Consider the following 22,246-nt stretch of genomic DNA (forward strand, 5'->3'; position numbering starts at 1 on the left):
GGCTTTTCTTATATTCTACCTATTATATAAATGGGTAGCTCTTAATAGGCTGCGGTCGTTACTGTTTTGCGACTATTCAATATACATATACAAGTACCATTTAATAAAGCCTTATGTAAACAGGAAAGAGGGACAGCTGTGTTTTTTAAAGATAGGACGATTTTAGTTATCGGAGGTACTGGCACAATTGGAACAAGTATAATTGCAGAACTGTTAAAAGACCAACCTAAAAAAATAAAGATATTTAGTCGTGATGAATATAAGCAAAATGTTGTAAAAGAACAATTCAACCATCATAACAGACTTGAATTTGTAATCGGAGATGTTCGAGATGAAGATCGAGTAGAAGAAGTAATGACAAATGTAGACTATGTGCTGCAACTAGCTGCAATGAAAAGAGTTGATGCCTGTGAGCAAAATCCAATCGAAGCTGTTCAAACCAATATTATTGGAAATTACCATGTAATGAAAGCAGCGATAGCAAATAAAGTGAAAAAAGTCGTTTTCACCAGTTCAGATAAGGCGATCTCTCCCACAAATGCATATGGTGCAACGAAACTAATCGGTGAACGTTTAATAGCAGCAGCAGGAGAAAATAACACCGTTTTTGCAAGTGTCCGTTTCGGTAATGTAATGGGATCAAGAGGTTCTGTTATTCCACTTTTTCAGGAACAAATACGGTCACAACAGAAAATAACTGTAACTGATCCTGATATGACAAGGTTTATGATGACTGTATCACAAGCAACGAAACTAACCATTAAAGCATTAAAAGAAGCAAAAGGAGGAGAAATATTTGTACTGAAAATGCCTGTTATTCGATTAGGCGATTTAGCTGAAATATTAATCAAACATTCGCAGCAACAAGTGACTACTGAAATTATTGGCTTAAAGCCAGGTGAAAAAATGTATGAAGAACTGATGACCCATGAAGAATCGTTACATGCATGGGAGTTTTCTAATATGTTTGTGATTCCAGTAGATACAGGCGTCAGCTATGGGCATGCAAAAAAAGCAAAACCAGGCACCTACAGTTCTGCAGAGCAGAAGGCAGTAAGTCAAGAGGAGCTTTATCAACTGTTAACTGGAGCAAACCTGATTTAAGAGGAGGAAATCATGGACAAATTCCTAAAGAATTATTGGTCAATGTATCTCGATTTTCTTCATGATTTTGAATCCTTAACTTACCGAGATTATGAGATTGTTCATTTTTGTCATTTACCAGCCTTTGTCTTGCCTAACGATCATTTAATGAATCAATTGAAAGAGGGCTTCTATACAAAGTATGCGAAACGAGAAGTGATGTCATCAAAAGATATTCAAGATAAATTTAATGCTTTTACGGCAAAGCATCAAACCAATCAACCTAGATCAGGTGGTAAAGTTGCTATCCATGTAGATAAATTACTTCGATTTCCTAACTTGAGTTTGCAAAAAAAAATTTCAGCTGCTAATACAATTATGATAACGAATGGATCCAATCAGAAAAAAAACAAACGTTCAACAAAAAAGAAAAATCGTGCTCGACCTCTCAATCAAACAGTAGTAACGACAAAACAAAGAAATAAAATAACCCAAATTCAACACACCCCGTTATATTATTTTGGTGAAATAGAAGTAGATGTAGAGTCGGAAATCAAACAAGTTCAGCAAAAAGCTAGAGAGATATTAGCTAACCATAACGACCATCCATTGTATAGCAGATCTACTTTTCAAAAATGGTTACTGCAAAACATTTCGTCAGTCATCATCTATATGGAAAAGATAGAAAAGTTGTTGGAACAGGTAAAAATCTCATGTATTGTCGTATCGACTACGCATAGTTTCATCAGTCGGATTTTAGCGGTTGTTGGTTCAAGCAAGGGCATACCATCGATCTGTATGCAGCATGGTATTATATCAAGCGAGTTAGGTTATATACCTAAAATCGCTACAGTAGATGCGCTATATGGTCAGTATGAGAAAGATTGGTATCAACAGCTTGGAATAGATGAAAATGCTCTCGAAATCATTGGCCATCCCCGATTTGATCAAAAATACAGACAACCTAGAATGAATCGTAATTCGTTTTATCAACGGTTAGGTTTAAATTATAATCGAAAAACAATTATGATTGCTGTCAGGGGAAATGAAGATATTGCTCGATGGCGGAGATTCATTCAAACCCTGAATAATAAGCAAAGGTTTAATATTCTCATTAAAAACTATCCAAGTAAGCAACCACATCAACTAACAAAAGAGTTTTCTAATGTATTAGATACGAAAGGTTTTGGAATTTACGACTTGTTTCCACATGTGAATGCAGTAATAACTTATTCTTCAACGGTAGGATTGGAAGCAATGTTAAGTAATAAAATAACGTTTGTACTGAACAAAGATTTCCCTGGAGCAACTGGTTATTTTCAAGGACTAGGAGATCTTATGCAATATGAGCCTCAACAGTTAGCTGAGAAAGTGATTGCGTATTTTACAAAAGCTGACTCCCGGCATTACGCAGAGAAAAAACGAATCGAGTTTCTTCACCATGCCTATCCAAGTACGCAGAAATCGATCGACCGTTTGCATGAATTAGTTAATCGGTTAAAAGTAAAGGAAGGATAATGGATGAATGTTTACAAGGAAAATTATTGGTCACTATATTTAGATTTTGTCGAGGATTTTAAAGATATTGTCTATCGAGGTTATCGTCTATCCTATCTCGTTCATTTTCCTAGTCTGATCCGTCATCACCCGGATATTTGGGGAGAAATGACAAAGCAATCTTTCAAACAAGTAATGCAACACAATGTCACAAGTCGAGAGCAAGTGCAAGCTGTTTTCTCAAATTATTTAGCAACATGGCATACACCACAGAAGGTGAGAAATGGGCAGGTCGCTTTCTTAGAAGATTCTCTGCTTCGGATACCACCGCAAACCTATCAGAATTATTTTGATACAGACAAAACTATATTTATCAAAACCTATAAATATCCACATGATCAAGCTCAGTTAAATGTCTATTATCTACAAGATTATGCATCACGTCATATGGATAAACCAAAAGCAAAAATTAAACAGCAAATCCAAACATTATTACAGCAATTCCCGGCTCATCATCTCTATCAGAATCAGGTATTTCAATATATGTTCCATAAAAAAATCAACTTTGTCATCGATCAAATAGATAGGATGGAGAAATGGATAAGAAAAACTGCTATTTCCGTTGTAGTTATGTCAAGTCCGAATCATTTTGGCAGAGTGATGGCTTTTGTGGCGAAAAAGCATGGAATTCCCACGATCTCAATGCAACATGGCATCATTGGCAATGAGTTCGGTTATTTACCAAAAGTAGCAACAATTGATGCTGTTTATGGTCAATTTGAAAAAGACTGGTATATGGAATGTGGAGTTCCTAAAGACGAAGTAAAAATAGTTGGACATCCTAGGTTTGATCAAAGTCTACAAAAACCAGCCATCACAAAAGCGCAATGGATGAAACAATTAAACTTAGATAAGCGAAAAAAAACATTGCTGTTAATTGTTCGAGGTCAACGCGATCTAGATGAGTGGAAAATAGTAGTAGATCAAGTAGAAAAAACATTAAACCTTAATATCATATTGCGAGATTATCCAAATGATGAACGGCATCCACTATTACTCCATTATTCTACAATAAAATCTACCAAAAACCTTACACTGTACGATATATTGCCACATGTTGATGCCGTTGTTTCTTATGCATCGACGGTTGCTTTAGAAGCAATGCTTGTTGGGAAGCCAGTCTTTATTTTGCATACGAAGCTACCAAGTTATACGGGATATTATAACGGGATACATTCGCAGGTCCATCGTGATCCAATGAAATTAGCAGACATGATTCAATTGTATTTCACACAGGCTAAATGGCGAAAATTTGTTCAAAAGAATCAAACTCGATTTCTGACTGATGCTTATCCTGATCAGAGTTCTTCTAGTCAACGTCTGCGAGACTTAGTGGATGAATTAAGGAGAGGAGATATAAAGTGAAAAAATCATTAAGCGAAATTCATGAGTACTGGAAGCAGAATAGTCATCCAGAAAAGTACAATTTAAAAACAGAACGAAGTAGCTTTTTATTAAGTTATGTTGAGAAATATATACAACCAAACGAACGTATTTTGGAAATTGGATGTAATGTAGGGAGAAACCTGCATCATTTATATCAAAATGATTATAAAGAATTAACAGGGATTGAAATTAGTCAAGAAGCAGTGGAACAGCTTCATAAAGTCTATCCAGAATTAGCAGAAAATACCGATATCATTCATGCCCCTGTAGAATCGGTTCTAAAGCATATGGAGAGGGATCATTATGACCTTGTTTTTACGATGGCTGTTCTGGAACATATTCACCCAGACAGTGAATGGATATTTAATCATATTGCGAGGATAACCAAATCTTACTTGATCACACTTGAAGCGGAGACAGATGAACATTGGCGTATTTTCCCACGTAATTATCGTGACATATTTGAAGGATTAGGTTTTAAACAAGTGGAGCAATCAACCGGTGAAAGCATCAAACTACCCAAGTATACACTGCGTATTTTCAAAAAGAACTAGTTTTATACGGGCTGAATTGATCAATTGAAGTAATGATGGAAATGTGTATGCAATGTATCAATTATTAGAAAATGGAATCACTTCAGGTTTTAAAGTAACAAAAATTGATGCTTTATGGCGAAAAAAATGAAGCCAATGTTGGATTTGATTCCTTAAATTTTGAAGGAAGGATGATGAATTTGAATATTCTCGTTACAGGCGGAGCAGGTTTTATCGGTCGTTGGGTTGTAGCCAAACTATTAGAGGATCAACATCATGTGTGGGTGTTAGATGATTTATCTAATGGCCGAAAGGAAAATGTAAAAGATTTTGAACAACATCCATTATTTCATGGATTAATAGCAGGTGATATCAAAGATAAGCAACTATTGGAGGAATTGTTTAAGGAACAATTTGATATATGTTATCACTTAGGTGCAAGTATCAATGTGCAGGACAGTATCGACGATCCAGAAACGACTTTTCATAATGATGTGATAGGCACATTTCATGTTTTGGAAGCATGCCGAAAACATTCCGTGAAAATGGTGTTTATGAGCACATGTATGGTATATGATAAAGCGAGTGATGATAACGGTATTAGTGAAACCAATCGAGTAAAGCCAGCTTCACCATACGCAGGCTCCAAATTAGCTGCCGAGAATATGGTACTTTCTTATTATTATGCCTACAGTCTGCCAGTTACAGTGATTCGTCCGTTTAACACGTATGGCCCCTACCAAAAAACCGGTGGCGAAGGTGGGGTTGTTGCGATTTTTATCAAAAATAAATTAACTGGCAAGTCTTTGTCCATTTACGGAGATGGAACACAAACACGCGATTTACTCTACGTCGAAGATTGTGCCCGGTTTGTAGTAGAATCCGGTTATGCTGATGAAACGAATGGTGAAATTATCAATGCAGGATTAGGCAAAGATATCAGTATCAATGAGCTCGCATTATTAATAGCTAAAGATAAAAGCCGCATACAACATGTAACACATATCCATCCGCAAAGCGAGATTCCCAGATTACTATGTAACTTTGAGAAGGCGAAGAAATTGTTAGGTTGGCAGCCAATGTTCAGTTTGGAAGAGGGGATTCAAAAAACAGAAGCATGGATTCAATCGACAAATCTTATTTAAAAGGAAGGATGATTTATGTCTGAGCATACGTTAGCAATTCATGGTGGGAAACCAGTAAGAGAAAGGTATTTACCTTATGGAACCCAGTGGATAGATAGCACTGATATACAGGCAGTTCTTAACGTGTTGAAGAGCGACTATCTTACAACTGGTCCAATGATTGAGCTATTTGAACAAAAGATTGCAGACTATGTGGGTGCTAAATATGCCGTTGCTTTTTCGAGTGGCACGGCAGCACTTCATGGAGCATGTTTTGCAGCAGGGATTCAAGAGAATGATCAAGTAATCACAACACCCCTTACCTTTGCTGCTACAGCTAATTCCATTCTCTATCAGGGTGGCAATGTCATATTTGCTGATGTTGATCCCAACACCTACAACATATCCCCTAAAGAAATTGAGGCACACATTACAGAGAAAACAAAAGCGATAATAACGGTGGACTTTACCGGTCAGCCAGTAGACTATGATCGAATACGTGCGATTGCAGCAAAGCACTCTATTCCTTTGATCTCAGATGCTGCTCATGCTCTTGGTGCAACCTACCATAAACAACAGGTAGGATCGTTAGCAGATATGACGATGTTTAGCTTTCATCCAGTGAAGCATATTACAGCAGGTGAAGGTGGCATGATTACGACGGATAATCCTAATTATTATCAGAAACTAAGAGAATTCAGAAACCATGGCATAATACGGGATGAGCAGCGATTAGCTGTTTCAGATCAACCTTGGTACTATGAAATGCAGTCACTCGGATATAATTACCGGATGACAGATTTGCAAGCAGCCCTTGGGTTAAACCAGGCAAATAAAATCGAAAGCTTTTTAGCGATTAGAAGAGCTATTGCAGAGAAATATAATGAAGCTTTTCGTGAGTTTGATCAGATTACTTTACCTTACCAGCTTTCTGATACCAATTCGAGCTGGCATCTATATGTCATAAAGCTACAATTGGATATATTAAAAGCGACTCGAACAGAAATTTTTCAAGCATTGCAAAAGGAAAATATCGGCGTGAATGTTCATTATATACCAGTATACTTTCACCCTTATTATCAACAGTTAGGCTACCATAAAGGTCTGTGCCCGCATGCAGAAACATTGTATCAAGCCATGATAACATTACCACTGTTTCCTAAAATGACGGAAGCGGAAGTAGACGATGTGATTGCTGCTGTGAAGAAAGTCCTCTCTCATTATGAGGTGTCATCATGAAAATTGTAGCGATCATTCAAGCTAGAATGGGTTCTACTCGCCTACCTGGAAAGGTGTTACGAACAGTACTTGGAAAGCCGCTAATCAAGTATCAGGTAGACCGGATTCGACATGCTTCATATATGGATGAAATCGTGATTGCGACAACAGACAACAGAAAAGATGATGTTATTGTAGAATTTTGCAGATCAGAGAAACTGCATTATATCCGAGGATCGGAAAAAGATGTGTTAAGCCGTTTTCATCAAGCAGCAGAAGAAACAGAAGCTGATGTAATTGTTCGTTTAACGGCTGATTGTCCAGTCATAGATGCACAAACAATTGATCATGTTATCAAAGCTTTTGTAACAAGTGAGCATGCCGATTATGCTGCTAATGTTCTTGAGAGGACATATCCGAGAGGCTATGATATCGAAGTGTTTACTAGGCAAACATTAGCGAAACTTAACAAAATAGCATGCCGTAATAGTGATCGTGAACATGTTACTACCTATATCAGAGATCATCCAGATCAATTTGATATCGTTAATGTTCTTCATCATACTGATTATAGTAACTATCGTTTAACAGTCGACACCGTAGAAGACTTTCAATTAATTGAAAAAATCATCCAATCATTTGAACCAAAGAAGCCATATTATATGTTAGAAGATATAATTAAATTATTAGAACATCATCCAGATTGGCTAACAATCAATGCGAACATTAAACAAAAGGACTGGTGATAACTTATGCGAGTTGGTATTCGTTCTGATGCATCTAACCAAATTGGTACTGGTCATGTAATGCGTTGTTTAGTGTTAGCAGAGCAGTTACGAACACAGGGCGTAGAGGTTATTTTCTTTTGTTACCATTTCCCAGGAAATTTAATTAGCTATATTAAAGGAAAAGGGTTCCCAGTCCATGTTTTATCTCATTCGACGATGATCGGCAATTTGCGCTCCAATTGGCGAAAAGATGCAGAAGAAACGATTGAGTTCCTTCGACAGTATCCTTGTTTTGATTACATTGTAGTTGATCATTATGATTTAGATTATCGGTGGGAAGCTGCAGTAAAACCATTCGCAGACCAATTGATGGTAATTGATGATCTAGCAAACCGCAGACATTACTGTGACAGTTTGCTAGATCAAAACCTGCTTCCAAACAAGGAGAAACGCTATCAACAATTGATTCAACAAGATACAGTTCTACTTTTGGGTCCCCGATACCTTTTATTAAGAGAAGAATTTAAGATGACGAAGCTACATGAGAGGAAGCGCAGCACCATAGCTCGTATTCTTGTTTCTTTTGGTGGAAGTGACCCAACTAATGAAACGTATAAAGCTTTAAGAGCTATTACTCAGCTTCAAGATCAACATTGGCAGGTGGATGTAGTTACAGGCACGTCCAACCAGCAAATCAAAGAGCTACGACATTTGGTAGAACTGCACGAAAATATTCAGTTATATGAACAAAACAATCATATGTCAGAGTTAATGGCGGAAGCGGATCTTGCAATTGGTGCAGGAGGAACAACAACGTGGGAAAGGTGTTTTATGCAATTACCTGCCATCACCCTTGAAGTAGCGGATAACCAATTTGAAATATTAAATCATTTGCATGCTAAAGGGTTTATATATCACTTAGGGAAAAATAGTGAGGTAAAAACTGTAGATATTAAAGAAGCATTATGCCGATTAAGCGATACACCTTCCCTATTACAGCGGATGGCAGATCGGTTAGCTCACTTCAGAGAAAATGTTGATCATCGTTCTGTTTCACGTTTTATGCTGAAGGAGGGTACTAATGACTGATAGTTTTTTGAGAAAGCTCGGAGAAAATGATCTGGAACAAGTGCTAGCTTGGCGAAATAGTGATCATATTAAACAGTATATGTATACAGATAAAGAGATTACTTGGCAGGAACATGTACAGTGGTATGAGAAAGTGTCGACTGATCCTCATCATGATGTTTTCATTTATGTCCAACATGACCAACCACTTGGACTTGTACAATTTTTTGATAAACAAAAGCAACATCAGCGGTGTTACTGGGGGTTCTACATTGGAGAACTTGATGCACCTAAAGGTTCTGGAACAAAAATGGCTTCTTTAGCATTTACTCACATTTTTAGTCAAGGGATGCGAAAAGTCTGTGCTGAAGTAATCGAAACGAATCAACCTAGCTTTCACTTTCATCAAAAGCTAGGTTTTAAACTAGAAGGTACCTTACGTCAACATGTTATGAAAAATCGTCAATATTATGATGTGTGGACATTAGGTTTGCTTAAGGAAGAGTGGAAAGGAGGAATCTCATGAAGGAAGTAACGATCCACAATCGAAAAATTGGTACAGATTATGAGCCGTTTGTCATTGCAGAAATGTCAGGGAACCATAACCAATCGCTAGAGCGAGCTCTTGAAATAGTAGAAGCAGCTGCGAAGGCTGGGGCAGATGCACTCAAGATTCAAACTTATACTGCAGACACGATGACATTAGAAGTCGAAAAAGGAGACTTTGTTATTTCAGACCCAAATAGTCCATGGGCAAACAAATCGTTATACAATTTATATCAGGAAGCTTATACACCTTGGGAATGGCACCAATCGATTTTTGACCGTTGCCAAGAGTTAGGGATGATCGCGTTCAGTTCACCATTTGATGAAACAGCTGTTGACTATTTGGAAAGCTTACATGTACCTTGTTATAAAATCGCTTCTTTTGAATGTACGGATATTCCATTGATTCGTAAAGTCGCCAGAACCAAAAAACCGATGATTATTTCAACTGGTATGTGTACCGTGGCAGAAATTGAAGAAACAGTCCAAGCAGCCAAAGAAGAAGGCTGTAAGGAGATCATTATACTAAAATGCACGAGTACGTATCCAGCAACCCCAGAAAATAGTCATATTAAAACAATTCCACATATGAAAGAATTATTTCAATGTCCTATCGGTTTATCAGATCACACGTTAGGTAGCGGTGTTGCTGTTGCAAGTGTAGCATTAGGTGCATCGGTAATCGAAAAACATTTTACCCTTTCTCGACAGGATGGAGGAGTGGACGCCCCCTTTTCACTGGAACCAGAGGAATTCCACTTACTAGTCCAAGAAACGAAAAGAGCCTGGCAGGCAATGGGGAAAGTCCAGTACGGACCGACGAAAGCAGAGTACCAATCAAAAAAATATCGTCGGTCTATTTATGTTACGGAAAATGTAAAAAAAGGGGAACCATTAACCCGTGATAATATCCGCGTTATTCGTCCTGGATTTGGTTTAGCGCCAAAATACTATGAAATGTGTCTAGGCAAAACTGTTAATCAGCCAATTGAAAAAGGGACTCCATTATCATGGGATTTTATCTAGCTGTTTTTACAAGGCTGTCTCATTCAGCCGAGGCAGCCTTGTTAAATGATTGCATTTTTCACTTCTAATCATAGACAATATTTGGTATGATTTTGTGTGAACAAATGTTATTTTATTTGTTTTCGCTTCACCCATTCATAAATGATGGCATTACACTCATGAAAATACTTGGTTGGTACTTGATGTTTAGAACGATGAACATAGGCAACTTCTACATCTTCTAACCTTTTGCGATAGATGTTTTGATAGGGATGTACATAATGATCGTTAGCACCATAGATAATTAATAGTGGTACATCAATATTAGATAGTTGCTGCTCATTGTCATAATCCAAGCCTAATTGATATTGTTGTCGTAACATATCAGCGTTCGTTTTCTTTATTTCCATTTCTATTTCTTTTGCTGCTTTTTTATCTGAAAAATGATTGAAAGCAAGTGCTTTAGCTAGTAAAGGAATCCAATTATTTCTGGCAACTGTTATGCCTATTTTATATTCGGTACGAAGCATTAAACTTTTCGGTGCGTGGTAAGCCCCAATCATAATAAGTGCTAATGTATGCTCTGGATAAGATATAGCGAATTGTTGTGCGATTAATCCTCCGTTAGAATAACCACAAACAATGGCTTTAGAGATTTCATTTTCGTCTAACACACTTTTTACGTCATCTACATACTGAGAAAAAGTTAGTTTTGTATTGGAATGGCCGCTACGGCAATCCCCTCTGTTGTCAAATGTAATAACGGAAAAGCTATGTTGAAGCAATGTTTGGTAACGGAATGTTAAGTGTCCCATTCCTGGCGGAGCGATAAATATGATTGCTGTTCCACTGCCGACTTTTTGATAATAAATTGCAGGATGATTCGTTGTATAAGGCATAATACCATCTCCGAATGAAAAGTATAGGAGGTAATGATGATGAGTATGTTTCTAATAGTTGGAGTTTTAGCAATTATTCTTTTTTTATTCTTGCGAAAACCAATTGTCAAAAAATTAGAGTCTTTCGGATCCTTAGAGCTAGACAGTGAAAAACATAGATGGTTAAACAGTCATTGGAAGGCAGGCGGTATATTATTTGGCGTAAATGCACTTCTTTTTTCTTGTACGATATTGATATTGATTGGTTTAAGCTATTTACTAATTCCATATCTACATATATTTACTATGATAGGTGCTGTAATTATCAGTCTTATTGTTTGGATTAAATTTGCACGTTCTTGGTGTGGATCGAAGCTGAATCAATGGAAGTTTGCTCTCATTGGCAGTAGTTTTTACGTCGTGATGATCATTTTCTTCAGTTATTGGTATGTGACATTAGAGCCTTCATATCCAGGAGAGGATTTATTTATGGCAGGTATCGGGTTAATGATGGCTATTTTTGTTTCATTTGTGGCTTTCTTAACGTGTTTAATCGTGGTTGGTACAAGTAATAATCGCTCCTATCAACGGTTAACAACTGGCTAATTAGGGTAATAAAGTTATAAATAAACGGTTTGGAGGGGATGCAATTGATCGTAGCAATTTGCCAAATAATCGCCGATGTTTGTGCAGCCTTAGCAAGCTCTTTTGCAAACAATAGAAACCAGTAAAAAATGACCGATTATCGGGACATAGGTCAGGTAAAAACATGCTTGTACCACTTAAGATATGCCATAATGTTAGTAGCGCGGACATTTAATCCTTTATTTAGTTGTTTTTTGTTAAAATGAGTGTTATTTTCGATGAATAGCGGAATAGATGTCCTCGACGGATCTAAAAACGGTACTTTTGTTACAAATATCGGAGCGAATGTTCGCCTTAAGCCATGTTTGATGAATCGTACAATGCTCCATTCAACCTGGGTAACCTTACTTCACAGTATTTAATCTATGCATATTATTTCAAAAGCGTTTAGTCTTGACTAAACGCTTTTTTGTCAACCTTAGAAGATTCTGTATAACATTTTATCGAGAAAAAATGTTATAGTAAACTTATGTATTTTTATGTATGAAGGGGCGTTTTGACTTGGGTAAAGAAGCAGAGCAAATTGCAGATATTGAAAGAGAATTAAGATTTTTATCAGGGATCATCAAGCAAAAAGGTCGTGAAATATTAAATAATTATCCCATTACAACCCCACAATTCATTGCCTTACAATTTTTATTAGAGCAGGGAGATTTAACATTAGGTGAATTATCCAAAAAAATTAACCTCGCTTTTAGTACCACAACAGATTTAGTTGATCGCATGGAAAAGAATGATATCGTGGAACGAGTGAAAGATACCAAGGATCGCCGAGTGGTTCGTATCCACTTATTAGAAAAGGGAAGAAAAATTATCCAGGAAGTAATTGAAAAACGACAGAAATATTTAGGTGAGGTTTTATCGAATGTTAAAGAAGAGGATATGGAACAGTTATCAAGACTATTACATCTCCTCCACCAAGAAATGAGATATCAAACAGAAAATGTAAAATTGTAAAGAGGCGATGATAGTGAAGCAACCAATTGGAGTTATTGACTCAGGGGTTGGCGGACTTACAGTAGCAAGTGAATTAATTCGTCAATTACCGAAAGAATCGATTATTTACTTGGGTGATACGAAAAGGTGTCCATATGGACCGCGCCCGAAAGAAGAAGTGATCCAGTACACTTGGGAAATGGTTCACTTTTTATTAGAAAGAGATATTAAAATGTTAGTTATTGCTTGTAACACAGCAACGGCGTTCACGTTGGAACAGTTAAGAGAAGAACTGTCGATTCCGGTTGTAGGAGTGATTCAACCAGGCGCACGTGCTGCGATTACCCATTCACGTACGGATGAAATAGGTGTGATAGGGACAGAGGGAACGATTAGCAGTAAAGCATATGTCGACACATTAAGGCAAATAAATACAGAAATTGAAGTCCACGATTTAGCTTGCCCACGATTTGTTCCCTTAGTGGAAAAAGGAATCGTACAGGGAGAAGAAGCGGATCAAGTAGTACGAGAAACGTTACAACCATTGAAGCAATTTTCTAATATGGATACACTTATATTGGGGTGTACGCATTACCCAATGATTAAAGCGTTGATTCAAAAGGAGATAGGATCAACCGTTACTGTGATATCGTCAGGAGAAGAAACCGCACGGGAAGTCAGTACCATTTTAGAATATCAAAATAAGCTTTACCAAGGTGAGCAGCCGCCACAACATTTTTTCTACACTACTGGTGATGTCGGTGTTTTTCATGAAATCGCATCACGGTGGTTAAATCAGAAAATTGATGCAGTCGATAAGATTGAATTAAATACAGTCAAAAGTCTGGGAAAAGGTGCTATCTACTAGTGATAGTAAATAGTAACGTATAAAAAATGTTCGCAATATGTGGAAATAAACAGATAGAAAAGCCAATTACTTGGCATTCTATCTGTTTTTTTGCCAATTTGAACCTTAATACAATCAAGGTACCATCAAAACAGATTTTCTTATAATAATTGATTTTTAGATTATTTTGGTTGGTCTATTTTAAAAATATGCTCGTATACATAGTAGTACAAACCATCGTAGGAGGTATCGGTTATGAAAATCGATTTAGCTAAAAAGTATGCAGGGGTTGTATTATTATGTTTGCTTTTGTTAGTGGGTTGTGGCGTTTTTGAAGGAGAACAGACATTAGATCAAATAGATGCACCACCCGAAAATGCAGAATTAACAGATGACTTGGAGAACATTCCGGAGGGTGAAGATGATTCAGAGGCAAATCCGGAAGAAGGCGAAGGTGAAGCTGAAGGTGAAGATCCAGTGGAAGAAGGAGAGACAGAAGGAGAAGATTCAGCGGCGACTACTGAATCAGTTGAAAGAGTTTTATATTTGTTAGATCAAAACGGTTTAGTTGTGCCTCAAGAAGTACAAATGCCAGCTCCAGCATCTAAAGAAGTGGCGAAACAAGTATTAGAATATCTCGTACAGGATGGGCCTGTGACATCGCTATTACCTAGTGGATTTCAGGCAGTTTTACCTGCAGGTACTGAGATTATCGATTTGAACTTAGAAGCTGATGGAACATTAGTGGTAAATGTTTCGGAAGAATTTACAACATATGAAGCAGAGAATGAACAGAAAATTCTAGAAGCTATGACACATACATTAACACAGTTTGAAAATGTAGATAGTGTGAAGTTATGGATCGAAGGAGAGGCGCAAGATTCCATGCCGGTTAATGGCACACCATTAACGGAAGGGTATTCACGAGCTAACGGAATTAACATTCAACAAACGGATGGTGTTGATTTAATGGAAAGTAAGGCGACTACGCTTTACTTTCCAATGCAAGGTGATGAAATGGTCTACTTTGTTCCCATTACACAACATGTTCCGATGAATGAAGAGAACCAATATCAATCTATTGTACAAGCTTTAATGGATGGCCCTTCATTTGATTTACCATTACAGCATTTTGTTAATACTGGCTCACAACTTGCGTCAGAACCTGTTTTTGAAGATGGAGTCCTTTCATTGAATTTTAATGAAAATATATTAGCCAACAGTGCAAAAAGCGTGATCGCTGATGAGGTGATGCAGTCGATCGTCCTTACATTAACTGAACAAAAAGATATCGAGGCTGTTGAGGTCTCTGTTGAAGATCATGAAGAAGTGATAAGTGAAAGTGGACAACCATATACAGAACCAGTATCAAGAGATATGGTTACGCCAACTGAAAGTATTTAATCCATTCATTTAATCTACTTGTTTTATTATTCATTATAAAAAACTCGGCACCCGTTTCATTTGATTGGAGCGGGTGTTATCTTTTTAGCTAAATTTCTTATGTATGAAAAACCCATGTACTGAGAAAATATGTTAAGATAGAACAGTATGTAAGGAGGAAATAGAATGCGTGAAACAGGGAGAGAAATAGATCAACTAAGATCAATTGATATTCAAACTAATTTTACTAAACATGCAGAAGGATCTGTTTTAATTACAGTCGGCGATACGAAAGTGATATGTAATGCCAGTGTAGAGGATCGAGTTCCGCCTTTTATGAGAGGATCAGGTAAAGGCTGGATTACTGCTGAGTATGCGATGTTACCTCGAGCAACAGAAACGAGAAACATCCGTGAGTCATCAAAAGGTAAAGTCTCCGGGCGAACCATGGAAATTCAGCGTTTAATCGGACGATCACTACGTGCGGTGGTAGACTTAGATGCTATCGGAGAACGTACGGTATGGGTCGATTGTGACGTGATTCAGGCAGATGGTGGTACACGAACTGCATCGATAACTGGAGCGTTTGTCGCGGTTGTACATGCACTAGGTAAATTACTAGAAGAAGAAAAAATAAAGTCATTACCAATTACAGATTATCTAGCAGCTATCTCGGTTGGGGTACTACCAGATGGAACGGAAATTTTAGATCTAGAATATTCTGAGGATGCCCAAGCACATGTCGATATGAATGTGGTGATGACTGGTAAAGGTGAATTTGTGGAACTCCAAGGTACGGGTGAAGAAGCAACATTTACAAGTACACAATTAACGAAAATGTTAGCTCTTGCTGAAAAAGGTTTAAAAGAGATTTTTAAAATCCAAGCAGAAGCAATCAAACCTTATCAAAATAACATAGAACAATCCTAGGGGAGCTTTTTCATATGAAAGAATTAATAATCGCAACAAAAAACGAAGGAAAAATGAAAGATTTTAAACGCTTATTTGACCCGTTAGAAATAAAAGTATCTTCTTTATTAGATTTGGCAGAGCCAATTGATGATATTGAAGAAACGGGTACAACCTTTGAAGAAAATGCAGCAATAAAAGCAGAAGCGATTTGTGAAAAATTCAATATCCCGGTCATTGCTGATGACTCAGGAATAGAGATTGATGCACTTCAAGGTGCACCAGGTGTATATTCAGCCAGATATGCTGGTGAGGAGAAAGATGATAAAGCCAATCTGGAAAAAGTACTAACTGAAATGGAAAATGTACCACAAGCTGAACGTACAGGCCGTTTTGTATGTGTATTAGCTATCGCTCAACCAGGAAAACAAACGGTCTTTAAACGTGGAGAATGTGAAGGAACGATTGGTTACCAAGCAATTGGTAAGAACGGTTTTGGATATGATCCGATCTTTTACCCAACTGGCAGTTCTAAAACAATGGCAGAAATGACTCCAGAAGAAAAAAATCATATTAGTCATCGCAAAAAAGCGTTAGATAAAATGGAAAACTGGGTAAAGCAGTTGTAAGAGGGGTGGAGACATGCCAAAAATTTTAATACTTAGTGATAGTCACGGTTGGACTAGTGAAGTTTCTGAGATAAAAGCTCGGCACCAAGGTGAAGTCGATGCGATGATCCACTGTGGCGACTCAGAGTTAGAAGCAGATAGTGAAGAACTTGCAGATTTCCAAGTAGTTCAAGGAAACATGGACATGGATTTCCGTTTGCCAGAAGAAATTGATTTTCAAGTAGGAAAATTACATTTTTTTGTTACACACGGTCACTTATTTCAAATTAAATCAACATTAATGCCAGCATCCTATCGAGCAGAAGAGTTAGGTGCCAATGTCATTTGTTTTGGTCACTCACATGTTGCTGGCGCTGAAAAAGTAAAGGATCAATTATTCATTAATCCAGGAAGTATTCGCCAACCGCGAAGCGCACATCCTGGATCATATGCAATCCTGACAGCAGATGAACAATTAGAAAATATTGATATCCGTTTCTACACAAAGGATCAGCAGGAAATTTACGGTCTTGCCTATCAAACTTCGTTAACATAAGTAACAAGCCAGCAGATATTGATTCTGCTGGCTTGTTACGAGTATGTTATAATAAATTTATAATTTTATGTTGACAATCCTAGCGTAAGTTTATATAATGGTACTTGTCCGTTAACGAGATACATAATAAAAATACATAGAAATGCGGGTGTAGTTTAGTGGTAAAACCTCAGCCTTCCAAGCTGATGTCGAGGGTTCGATTCCCTTCACCCGCTCCATGTCCCAGTAGCTCAGCAGGATAGAGCAACAGCCTTCTAAGCTGTGGGTCGGGAGTTCGAATCTCTCCTGGGACGCTAGATAAAGGCGGTGTAAACCGCATGAGATAAGCCTTTTAATCCGTTAGTTGTATCGGTCAATGAACCGGTCAACTAGACGAGATTAGGGGGCTTTTTTTTGTTATGACGAAAAGAAAACCGCACCTATCCGTACAGACCGATTTATCAGACTTGTTTACGGAAGTAGCGAACGACCACGTTAAACGAGGCTATCCGATACAGAAAGCGTTAACAACCATAGTAAAGCAGATGAAGGCATCCGGATTACGTCCGAGGACTATTAATGATTACGAGTTACACGTTAACCATTTTGCAGAGGTTACAAAAGTAACGTACATAGAAGAAGTGCACGCAGATCATATTTACGAATGGTTATCGTCTATGAACGTTAACAACCAAACGAAATTAACCCGTCTAAAGTGTTTAAAGGCGTTTCTAAACCGTTGTATAGATAACGGTTGGATTACGTCTAACTTTTGGAAAAGTATCAAGGTAAAGGTCGACAATCCGGTTAAAGAAGGGGCGACAGATAAAGAAATAAATATCTTGTTAACCATGTTGGATTTAACGAGGTTTACCGAACTAAGAGACGCAGCAGCCGTTTTGTTAATGTACCAAACCGGAGTAAGAGTCGGCACGTTAACCGAATTAAAAAACAAACACGTAAATCTTGATGAGAAGATATTGAGGATAGACGGCGGACTGATAAAGAATCACCAACCGATTTATTTGCCGTTTGATAACGTCTTAGAACGTCTATTGGACGCACTTATCCAACAAAACGAGGTTATAAGAAGTAAATACCGGCAAGCGAACAGTTACTTATTTGTTACTAAGACCGGAACCAAGATCGCAAGTGACTATAACAATCATAACAACATTATGAAACGGATAAACAAACACGCAAGAGATTACGGACTAAAGAATATTAATCCTCATGCACTAAGGAGAGGTTTCGCAAAGAACTTATTACGTAAAGGGGCAAACATAGCCTTAATCTCTAAGGCGTTAGGTCATAGCGATATCGGAGTAACAACGAGGTACCTGCATTTAGATAAAGAAGAAGTAGCCGAAAGTTTACGGAATTTCTTATAAACAAAAAAAAAGCCGGTAAGGAACTAACCCTACCAACTTATCAACGTAAGTTAATTATACGACTTTTCGAAAAAAATTACAAGACGGAAATTGGACAAGTATATCCACTGAATAGAACGTATGTTTGTATTAGGGTTAGTTTCTTCCGGTAACTAAATCGGAGGAGAAACAAAATGAAATCGAATATGAATTATTTATTTGAATTTAAGACGTTCCAAGATAAGCACGAATTAAACCACCACGTTAAACGCCACCTAGAAGCTACATACGACGATATAAACGCAACTGATCGCCAAGTGTTTAAGTTTATCGCAAGGTATGCCGTTAAATACGCTGGTGCAAGTCATTTAAAAGTATCGACGATTGCCGACTATATAGAACGCACAGACAGAGCCACACGGAATATATTGGCGAAACTAGAGCGATTAGACATGATTAAACGAATCACTAGAAACCGTCCTAAATCCGGAGGACGAGGGGCAAATATAATCGTTATATTACCGTTCAAAGAGGACAACATTTCCGAAGATAATTCCGAGAATATTTCCGATCAAAGTTCCGAGTCAACTTCCGAGCAGATAGATAACGACAAGCCAACAGACGCAAAGGAACAAACTAATAAATCCGAGAATGAACCTTTACGCAACCTTTCTAAAAAACATACATACGTATTAGCTACGGCAGATGATAAACCGAGAGCACTCCGCCAATCAATTCCGGAGGTAGTATACGAAGCACTTTCGCCATACTTTGACGCAGAAGGACTGTATAAGACTTACGGAATATTACTCCGAGCAAAGGCGATGGTAAATCGGAATATAACACTAGAAGAATTTGGAAGCGAATATATAGACGTATTCTTGAACGTTGTAAGAAGTCGTAAGCTAGGTAAGATTCGCCGTAACTTTGACGGACTATTATACGTAGCATGGAGCCGTCTAAGCCACGAAATAGGGCGAAGGATTAACGCAAGGGGTAACGATAATATGCGACTGTTTGCCGAGTTGATCGGCGAAAGCTGAAGCGAGCGGTAAAAGTGTTGGTTTTCGGTCAGAATAACTTATTTATATAAAGAATCGAAAGAAAGCGAATTGTTATCGGAATACTAAAGCGGAAATAGTTAGGGCACACCTAGCACGAAAACGAGTTACAACGGCAATGTAAACGAAACACTTTACCACGATAAAGCGACATAAGTAGAAAGTCGGAATGATTACGATTTATACGGATGATAATGTTTACGTGGGGAATAATCGGATATTTCCCGAAGTGTGTCCGTATAGGGTGTCCGTAGAGTGGTTGCGATACTTCCCGATGTCGGGAATTTTACCGGACAACGCCTTCACGACGGACAGAGGTCGCCAAAATACGAGGGGCAAAGGCGGAAGTAGGCGGAACAGCCGAACGATGACGCAAGCTAAAGGCGAAGCATACGCATTCCAAGCGGAAAATATGCACGATTTTATGCAGGATTATAACCGTATATTTTGGCAGGATTCCTACTCCGAATATACAACGTCTATAACCGTTGATATGACGGCAAGTACCGGTAATCTACATTACGTAAACTAGACGAAAAATAACGGACTCTATCCGTTGGGGGACAAGGACTTTTCCGTTCCTGTTACGTTGCAATACACGGTTATATCCGGAATATATCGCCTTGCATATCCGGAATATTTATGCGCTTTGCTATATTCCGCACATTACCAAAGCATGCGCGCTTGAACGTTCGGAAAAGCGGACGATATCCCCCGCCCCAATGTAAGCGTTGCCGTCCTGCCGAATCCCGAGAACTTTCTTTCAGATTTCCGAGAGGTCGAAGGTCGCTCCCAGCAAGCGCATTCCCTCCGAAACTTGTAACGAGTTCCTTAACTTCCCTAGCCGTAAAATTTTCCGCCAAAATTTATAGAAGTCGAGGGGTTAACGTAATCCATTCCGCAGAAAACTAACGCAAGTTAAACACGTACAAACGAATAGCAGGCGAGGCAATCTTCGAAATTGGCAGACGATTAAAGCACGTAAAGGAAAACGACTTGGCGCACGGAGAGTTCGGAAAGTGGTTGGCGGATGTTGAGATTGATAAATACGAAGCCAGTCGTTACATTAAAGTGTACGACGAGGCGTCAAAAGGAAAGTTGGTAACGTCCGCAAATTTAGGACTTACGGCGTTACATCTAATAGCAACCCTTCCGCCCGAACAACGTGAACAAACGCATACAACCGCCAAAGGCGAGGAAAAGAAACCGGAGGACATGACGGTTAAGGAATTGCGCCAACTAAAGAAGGCATTGAAGGCGGAAAAGGAAGCGAGGGAGAGGGCGGAAAGTCAACGCGACATGGAATGACGTAACGAAGGCGATTGTATCCGGCATTGACTTCGGAAAAGGCGGAAGCATGGTTGTCAAGGCGCTACAGAAAAAGGTCGGCTCTAAGGCGGACGGATACCTTGGTCCGAATACGGTACGTAAACTACAGGCGCATTTAGGGACTCCGGTTGACGGAGTGATATCGGAACCTTCGATGATGGTCGAGGAATTACAACGGAGGTTAAACGCAGGAACGTTTTAACGTGACGGGCGACAGCTAAATAACGGGAAGTTTTAGGCGGAGTCTTCGGACTGTGAATAAAGAAAATTATGTTTTGAATGATAGAATAAATTTCCTAAGTAGTATATAATTGTATTATTATAGATTTAATCGGAAAGGACTAGGAGATTATGAACAGAATTATTTTACTTTTTACCGTCATTTTTAGTATAGGGATGTTGTCTGCCTGCGGAAATTCTTCCGAAGACTTATCAAGTGAAGAAGTCATTAACGCATTCAAAGATGCGGGATTAGATATCGGAGAAACTTCGGAGATGACTAAAGACGATTACGGAATAGCGCCTATGAAAACGGAAAGTGGTACGAGGTTCTTAATACCATCGTTAGGGGAAGAGAACGGCGGACGTATTCTTATATATGATAACGAGGAAGACTTAGACGAAATGAAGGAGTATTACGATTCTATGGGAGAAGAAAGTGCGATGTTATTTTCGTGGACGATTAAACATAAAAACGTACTTGTTCAAATTAACGGCGATTTACCGGAAGATAAGTATAACGAATACAAGGCCGCATTAGAAGAATTGTAATAAGTGGATCAAAGAACGCCTTAATTGGTGTTCTTTTTTTTGTTAAAAATCTTCAAAAAAAGAGCGCCTGGTTATTGGCGCTTTTCCTCTTCGTATTCCCCTTCGTCAGTTAACGTCAACAGGTCGCCAACTTCTATACTAAGGTAAACGCAAATAGCACCGATTGAATCGCGTTGATATTGCTTTGTTTGATCGTTGTAAAGTCGCCTAACAGTTTCGAATTTTAAGCCTGTTTCGTTCGCTAGTTTTCGGATAGAAACTCCTCTCTCATCCAAAATTGATTTTAAATTGCTTTTTACTCTTACGTTATTATTCGTCATATTTTCTCCTCACCTTCGTTAATATTCCATTCATTGGAAAGTATAGCATACTCCGAATTATAATCCGACTAAAAAACGTTGTTGACAACGAATCGTATTCGGTATATAATTAATGACAACGAAACGTAGTCGATTAGTTTCGTACAATTACGCCAAGCAAATCACTCATAAAGGAGGCGAATCATGTTTCTGCCGTTAAAAAATCACGTTTATAAGGTAATCGCACAAGTCGGAGGCTGGCAGAAAGAGATTACAGTCGAAAGCAATACGGAACTTTCAAGGAATCAGATCGCAGACAAAGCGTTAAAAGAGATTGACGAAAAGGAAGCCATTCTTATCGGATTTAAAAAGGTTACGTACTAAGCTAAGCGCCAACTTAGCGAAAGAAAGCCGCCAAGCAACGGAA

At 38.3% G+C, this 22,246-nt stretch carries 26 protein-coding genes and 2 tRNA genes; 26 read left to right on the forward strand and 2 right to left on the reverse strand.

Annotated features, from left to right (window positions below; translation table 11 throughout):
- Window positions 1–138 precede the first annotated feature (138 nt).
- From GH715_RS02070 to pseI, 10 genes are all read left to right on the forward strand, one after another.
- Entirely contained in the window at window positions 139–1,104 is a 966-nt protein-coding gene (locus tag GH715_RS02070) for an SDR family NAD(P)-dependent oxidoreductase (RefSeq protein WP_163578405.1), read from the forward strand.
- Between the two features lie 12 nt (window positions 1,105–1,116).
- A complete protein-coding gene (locus tag GH715_RS02075) occupies window positions 1,117–2,601 on the forward strand; it encodes a hypothetical protein (RefSeq protein WP_153834167.1) in 1,485 nt (494 codons plus the stop codon).
- A gap of 3 nt (window positions 2,602–2,604) precedes the next feature.
- On the forward strand, window positions 2,605–4,005 hold the full coding sequence (locus tag GH715_RS02080) for a hypothetical protein (protein ID WP_153834168.1): 1,401 nt from the start codon (window positions 2,605–2,607) through the stop codon (window positions 4,003–4,005).
- Window positions 4,002–4,580 carry a class I SAM-dependent methyltransferase gene (locus tag GH715_RS02085; RefSeq protein ID WP_163578406.1) on the forward strand — a complete coding sequence of 193 codons (579 nt, stop codon included), beginning with the start codon at window positions 4,002–4,004 and terminating at the stop codon, window positions 4,578–4,580. The genes GH715_RS02080 and GH715_RS02085 overlap by 4 nt, the downstream gene beginning before the upstream one ends.
- A 179-nt stretch (window positions 4,581–4,759) precedes the next feature.
- Complete coding sequence (locus tag GH715_RS02090; RefSeq protein ID WP_153834201.1) at window positions 4,760–5,704, forward strand: dTDP-glucose 4,6-dehydratase; 945 nt, start codon at window positions 4,760–4,762, stop codon at window positions 5,702–5,704.
- A gap of 15 nt (window positions 5,705–5,719) precedes the next feature.
- Window positions 5,720–6,922: a UDP-4-amino-4,6-dideoxy-N-acetyl-beta-L-altrosamine transaminase gene (gene pseC, locus GH715_RS02095; protein WP_153834169.1), complete on the forward strand. Its 1,203-nt coding sequence runs from the start codon at window positions 5,720–5,722 to the stop codon at window positions 6,920–6,922.
- A complete protein-coding gene (locus tag GH715_RS02100) occupies window positions 6,919–7,647 on the forward strand; it encodes a cytidylyltransferase domain-containing protein (protein WP_153834170.1) in 729 nt (242 codons plus the stop codon). Before pseC ends, GH715_RS02100 begins: the two co-directional genes overlap by 4 nt.
- 6 nt (window positions 7,648–7,653) lie before the next feature.
- A complete protein-coding gene (gene pseG, locus GH715_RS02105) occupies window positions 7,654–8,718 on the forward strand; it encodes a UDP-2,4-diacetamido-2,4,6-trideoxy-beta-L-altropyranose hydrolase (RefSeq protein WP_153834171.1) in 1,065 nt (354 codons plus the stop codon).
- Window positions 8,711–9,223 carry a UDP-4-amino-4,6-dideoxy-N-acetyl-beta-L-altrosamine N-acetyltransferase gene (gene pseH / locus GH715_RS02110; RefSeq protein WP_153834172.1) on the forward strand — a complete coding sequence of 171 codons (513 nt, stop codon included), beginning with the start codon at window positions 8,711–8,713 and terminating at the stop codon, window positions 9,221–9,223. The genes pseG and pseH overlap by 8 nt, the downstream gene beginning before the upstream one ends.
- Window positions 9,220–10,269 (forward strand): pseudaminic acid synthase, encoded by a 1,050-nt coding sequence (pseI, locus tag GH715_RS02115; protein ID WP_153834173.1) that lies wholly within the window; start codon window positions 9,220–9,222, stop codon window positions 10,267–10,269. The genes pseH and pseI overlap by 4 nt, the downstream gene beginning before the upstream one ends.
- A gap of 107 nt (window positions 10,270–10,376) precedes the next feature.
- Here pseI and GH715_RS02120 read toward each other — a convergent pair whose 3' ends face one another.
- Window positions 10,377–11,147, reverse strand: coding sequence for an alpha/beta fold hydrolase (locus GH715_RS02120; protein ID WP_153834174.1), 771 nt, complete (start codon window positions 11,145–11,147; stop codon window positions 10,377–10,379).
- 39 nt (window positions 11,148–11,186) lie between these two features.
- Here GH715_RS02120 and GH715_RS02125 point away from each other — a divergent pair, with 39 nt between their 5' ends.
- From GH715_RS02125 to GH715_RS02195, 15 genes are all read left to right on the forward strand, one after another.
- Window positions 11,187–11,732 (forward strand): hypothetical protein, encoded by a 546-nt coding sequence (locus GH715_RS02125; RefSeq protein ID WP_153834175.1) that lies wholly within the window; start codon window positions 11,187–11,189, stop codon window positions 11,730–11,732.
- Between the two features lie 522 nt (window positions 11,733–12,254).
- Entirely contained in the window at window positions 12,255–12,728 is a 474-nt protein-coding gene (locus GH715_RS02130) for a MarR family winged helix-turn-helix transcriptional regulator (RefSeq protein WP_033404668.1), read from the forward strand.
- A gap of 13 nt (window positions 12,729–12,741) precedes the next feature.
- The gene (gene racE, locus GH715_RS02135; protein ID WP_018931390.1) at window positions 12,742–13,575 is read left to right on the forward strand and encodes a glutamate racemase; all 834 of its coding nucleotides are present in this window, start codon (window positions 12,742–12,744) and stop codon (window positions 13,573–13,575) included.
- A 234-nt stretch (window positions 13,576–13,809) separates the two neighbouring features.
- Window positions 13,810–14,958 (forward strand): GerMN domain-containing protein, encoded by a 1,149-nt coding sequence (locus tag GH715_RS02140; RefSeq protein WP_153834177.1) that lies wholly within the window; start codon window positions 13,810–13,812, stop codon window positions 14,956–14,958.
- Between the two features lie 165 nt (window positions 14,959–15,123).
- Window positions 15,124–15,867: a ribonuclease PH gene (gene rph / locus GH715_RS02145; RefSeq protein ID WP_153834178.1), complete on the forward strand. Its 744-nt coding sequence runs from the start codon at window positions 15,124–15,126 to the stop codon at window positions 15,865–15,867.
- A gap of 14 nt (window positions 15,868–15,881) precedes the next feature.
- The gene (locus tag GH715_RS02150) at window positions 15,882–16,475 is read left to right on the forward strand and encodes an XTP/dITP diphosphatase (RefSeq protein ID WP_153834179.1); all 594 of its coding nucleotides are present in this window, start codon (window positions 15,882–15,884) and stop codon (window positions 16,473–16,475) included.
- A 13-nt stretch (window positions 16,476–16,488) separates the two neighbouring features.
- The gene (locus GH715_RS02155; protein ID WP_153834180.1) at window positions 16,489–17,010 is read left to right on the forward strand and encodes a metallophosphoesterase family protein; all 522 of its coding nucleotides are present in this window, start codon (window positions 16,489–16,491) and stop codon (window positions 17,008–17,010) included.
- Between the two features lie 144 nt (window positions 17,011–17,154).
- Window positions 17,155–17,228: transfer RNA gene (locus GH715_RS02160), tRNA-Gly, on the forward strand.
- Window position 17,229: 1 nt separating this feature from the next.
- Window positions 17,230–17,303, forward strand: a tRNA-Arg gene (locus GH715_RS02165).
- Between the two features lie 105 nt (window positions 17,304–17,408).
- Window positions 17,409–18,380: a tyrosine-type recombinase/integrase gene (locus GH715_RS02170; RefSeq protein ID WP_153834181.1), complete on the forward strand. Its 972-nt coding sequence runs from the start codon at window positions 17,409–17,411 to the stop codon at window positions 18,378–18,380.
- 173 nt (window positions 18,381–18,553) lie between these two features.
- Window positions 18,554–19,402, forward strand: a complete 849-nt coding sequence (locus GH715_RS02175; RefSeq protein ID WP_153834182.1) for a hypothetical protein — start codon at window positions 18,554–18,556, stop codon at window positions 19,400–19,402.
- 385 nt (window positions 19,403–19,787) lie between these two features.
- Window positions 19,788–19,952 carry a hypothetical protein gene (locus GH715_RS02180; protein ID WP_153834183.1) on the forward strand — a complete coding sequence of 55 codons (165 nt, stop codon included), beginning with the start codon at window positions 19,788–19,790 and terminating at the stop codon, window positions 19,950–19,952.
- 404 nt (window positions 19,953–20,356) lie between these two features.
- Window positions 20,357–20,728, forward strand: coding sequence for a DUF3102 domain-containing protein (locus GH715_RS02185; RefSeq protein WP_163578408.1), 372 nt, complete (start codon window positions 20,357–20,359; stop codon window positions 20,726–20,728).
- A 49-nt stretch (window positions 20,729–20,777) separates the two neighbouring features.
- A complete protein-coding gene (locus GH715_RS02190) occupies window positions 20,778–20,951 on the forward strand; it encodes a peptidoglycan-binding domain-containing protein (RefSeq protein ID WP_153834184.1) in 174 nt (57 codons plus the stop codon).
- A gap of 149 nt (window positions 20,952–21,100) precedes the next feature.
- Window positions 21,101–21,520 carry a hypothetical protein gene (locus GH715_RS02195; protein ID WP_153834185.1) on the forward strand — a complete coding sequence of 140 codons (420 nt, stop codon included), beginning with the start codon at window positions 21,101–21,103 and terminating at the stop codon, window positions 21,518–21,520.
- Between the two features lie 71 nt (window positions 21,521–21,591).
- On the opposite strand, the gene GH715_RS02200 is transcribed toward GH715_RS02195, so the two are convergent.
- Window positions 21,592–21,840: a helix-turn-helix domain-containing protein gene (locus tag GH715_RS02200; RefSeq protein ID WP_153834186.1), complete on the reverse strand. Its 249-nt coding sequence runs from the start codon at window positions 21,838–21,840 to the stop codon at window positions 21,592–21,594.
- Between the two features lie 183 nt (window positions 21,841–22,023).
- Between GH715_RS02200 and GH715_RS02205 the strand changes: the two genes are divergently transcribed.
- Window positions 22,024–22,203 (forward strand): hypothetical protein, encoded by a 180-nt coding sequence (locus GH715_RS02205; RefSeq protein ID WP_153834187.1) that lies wholly within the window; start codon window positions 22,024–22,026, stop codon window positions 22,201–22,203.
- Window positions 22,204–22,246: the final 43 nt, after the last annotated feature.

The sequence above is a fragment of the Gracilibacillus thailandensis genome, from assembly GCF_010994055.1.
Classification (GTDB): Bacteria; Bacillota; Bacilli; order Bacillales; family Amphibacillaceae; genus Gracilibacillus; species Gracilibacillus lacisalsi.

Coding starts and splice junctions, on each gene's coding strand:
- GH715_RS02080 (WP_153834168.1), top strand. CDS start 2,605: ATGAATGTTTACAAGGAAAATTATTGGTCACTATATTTAGATTTTGTC.
- GH715_RS02150 (WP_153834179.1), top strand. CDS start 15,882: ATGAAAGAATTAATAATCGCAACAAAAAACGAAGGAAAAATGAAAGAT.
- GH715_RS02180 (WP_153834183.1), top strand. CDS start 19,788: ATGACGCAAGCTAAAGGCGAAGCATACGCATTCCAAGCGGAAAATATG.
- GH715_RS02075 (WP_153834167.1), top strand. CDS start 1,117: ATGGACAAATTCCTAAAGAATTATTGGTCAATGTATCTCGATTTTCTT.
- pseH (WP_153834172.1), top strand. CDS start 8,711: ATGACTGATAGTTTTTTGAGAAAGCTCGGAGAAAATGATCTGGAACAA.
- GH715_RS02130 (WP_033404668.1), top strand. CDS start 12,255: ATGAAGGGGCGTTTTGACTTGGGTAAAGAAGCAGAGCAAATTGCAGAT.
- pseI (WP_153834173.1), top strand. CDS start 9,220: ATGAAGGAAGTAACGATCCACAATCGAAAAATTGGTACAGATTATGAG.
- GH715_RS02120 (WP_153834174.1), bottom strand. CDS start 11,147: ATGCCTTATACAACGAATCATCCTGCAATTTATTATCAAAAAGTCGGC.
- GH715_RS02200 (WP_153834186.1), bottom strand. CDS start 21,840: ATGACGAATAATAACGTAAGAGTAAAAAGCAATTTAAAATCAATTTTG.
- pseC (WP_153834169.1), top strand. CDS start 5,720: ATGTCTGAGCATACGTTAGCAATTCATGGTGGGAAACCAGTAAGAGAA.
- GH715_RS02205 (WP_153834187.1), top strand. CDS start 22,024: ATGTTTCTGCCGTTAAAAAATCACGTTTATAAGGTAATCGCACAAGTC.
- GH715_RS02100 (WP_153834170.1), top strand. CDS start 6,919: ATGAAAATTGTAGCGATCATTCAAGCTAGAATGGGTTCTACTCGCCTA.
- GH715_RS02125 (WP_153834175.1), top strand. CDS start 11,187: ATGAGTATGTTTCTAATAGTTGGAGTTTTAGCAATTATTCTTTTTTTA.
- GH715_RS02140 (WP_153834177.1), top strand. CDS start 13,810: ATGAAAATCGATTTAGCTAAAAAGTATGCAGGGGTTGTATTATTATGT.
- pseG (WP_153834171.1), top strand. CDS start 7,654: ATGCGAGTTGGTATTCGTTCTGATGCATCTAACCAAATTGGTACTGGT.
- GH715_RS02170 (WP_153834181.1), top strand. CDS start 17,409: ATGACGAAAAGAAAACCGCACCTATCCGTACAGACCGATTTATCAGAC.
- GH715_RS02155 (WP_153834180.1), top strand. CDS start 16,489: ATGCCAAAAATTTTAATACTTAGTGATAGTCACGGTTGGACTAGTGAA.
- GH715_RS02195 (WP_153834185.1), top strand. CDS start 21,101: ATGAACAGAATTATTTTACTTTTTACCGTCATTTTTAGTATAGGGATG.
- GH715_RS02190 (WP_153834184.1), top strand. CDS start 20,778: ATGGTTGTCAAGGCGCTACAGAAAAAGGTCGGCTCTAAGGCGGACGGA.
- GH715_RS02175 (WP_153834182.1), top strand. CDS start 18,554: ATGAAATCGAATATGAATTATTTATTTGAATTTAAGACGTTCCAAGAT.
- rph (WP_153834178.1), top strand. CDS start 15,124: ATGCGTGAAACAGGGAGAGAAATAGATCAACTAAGATCAATTGATATT.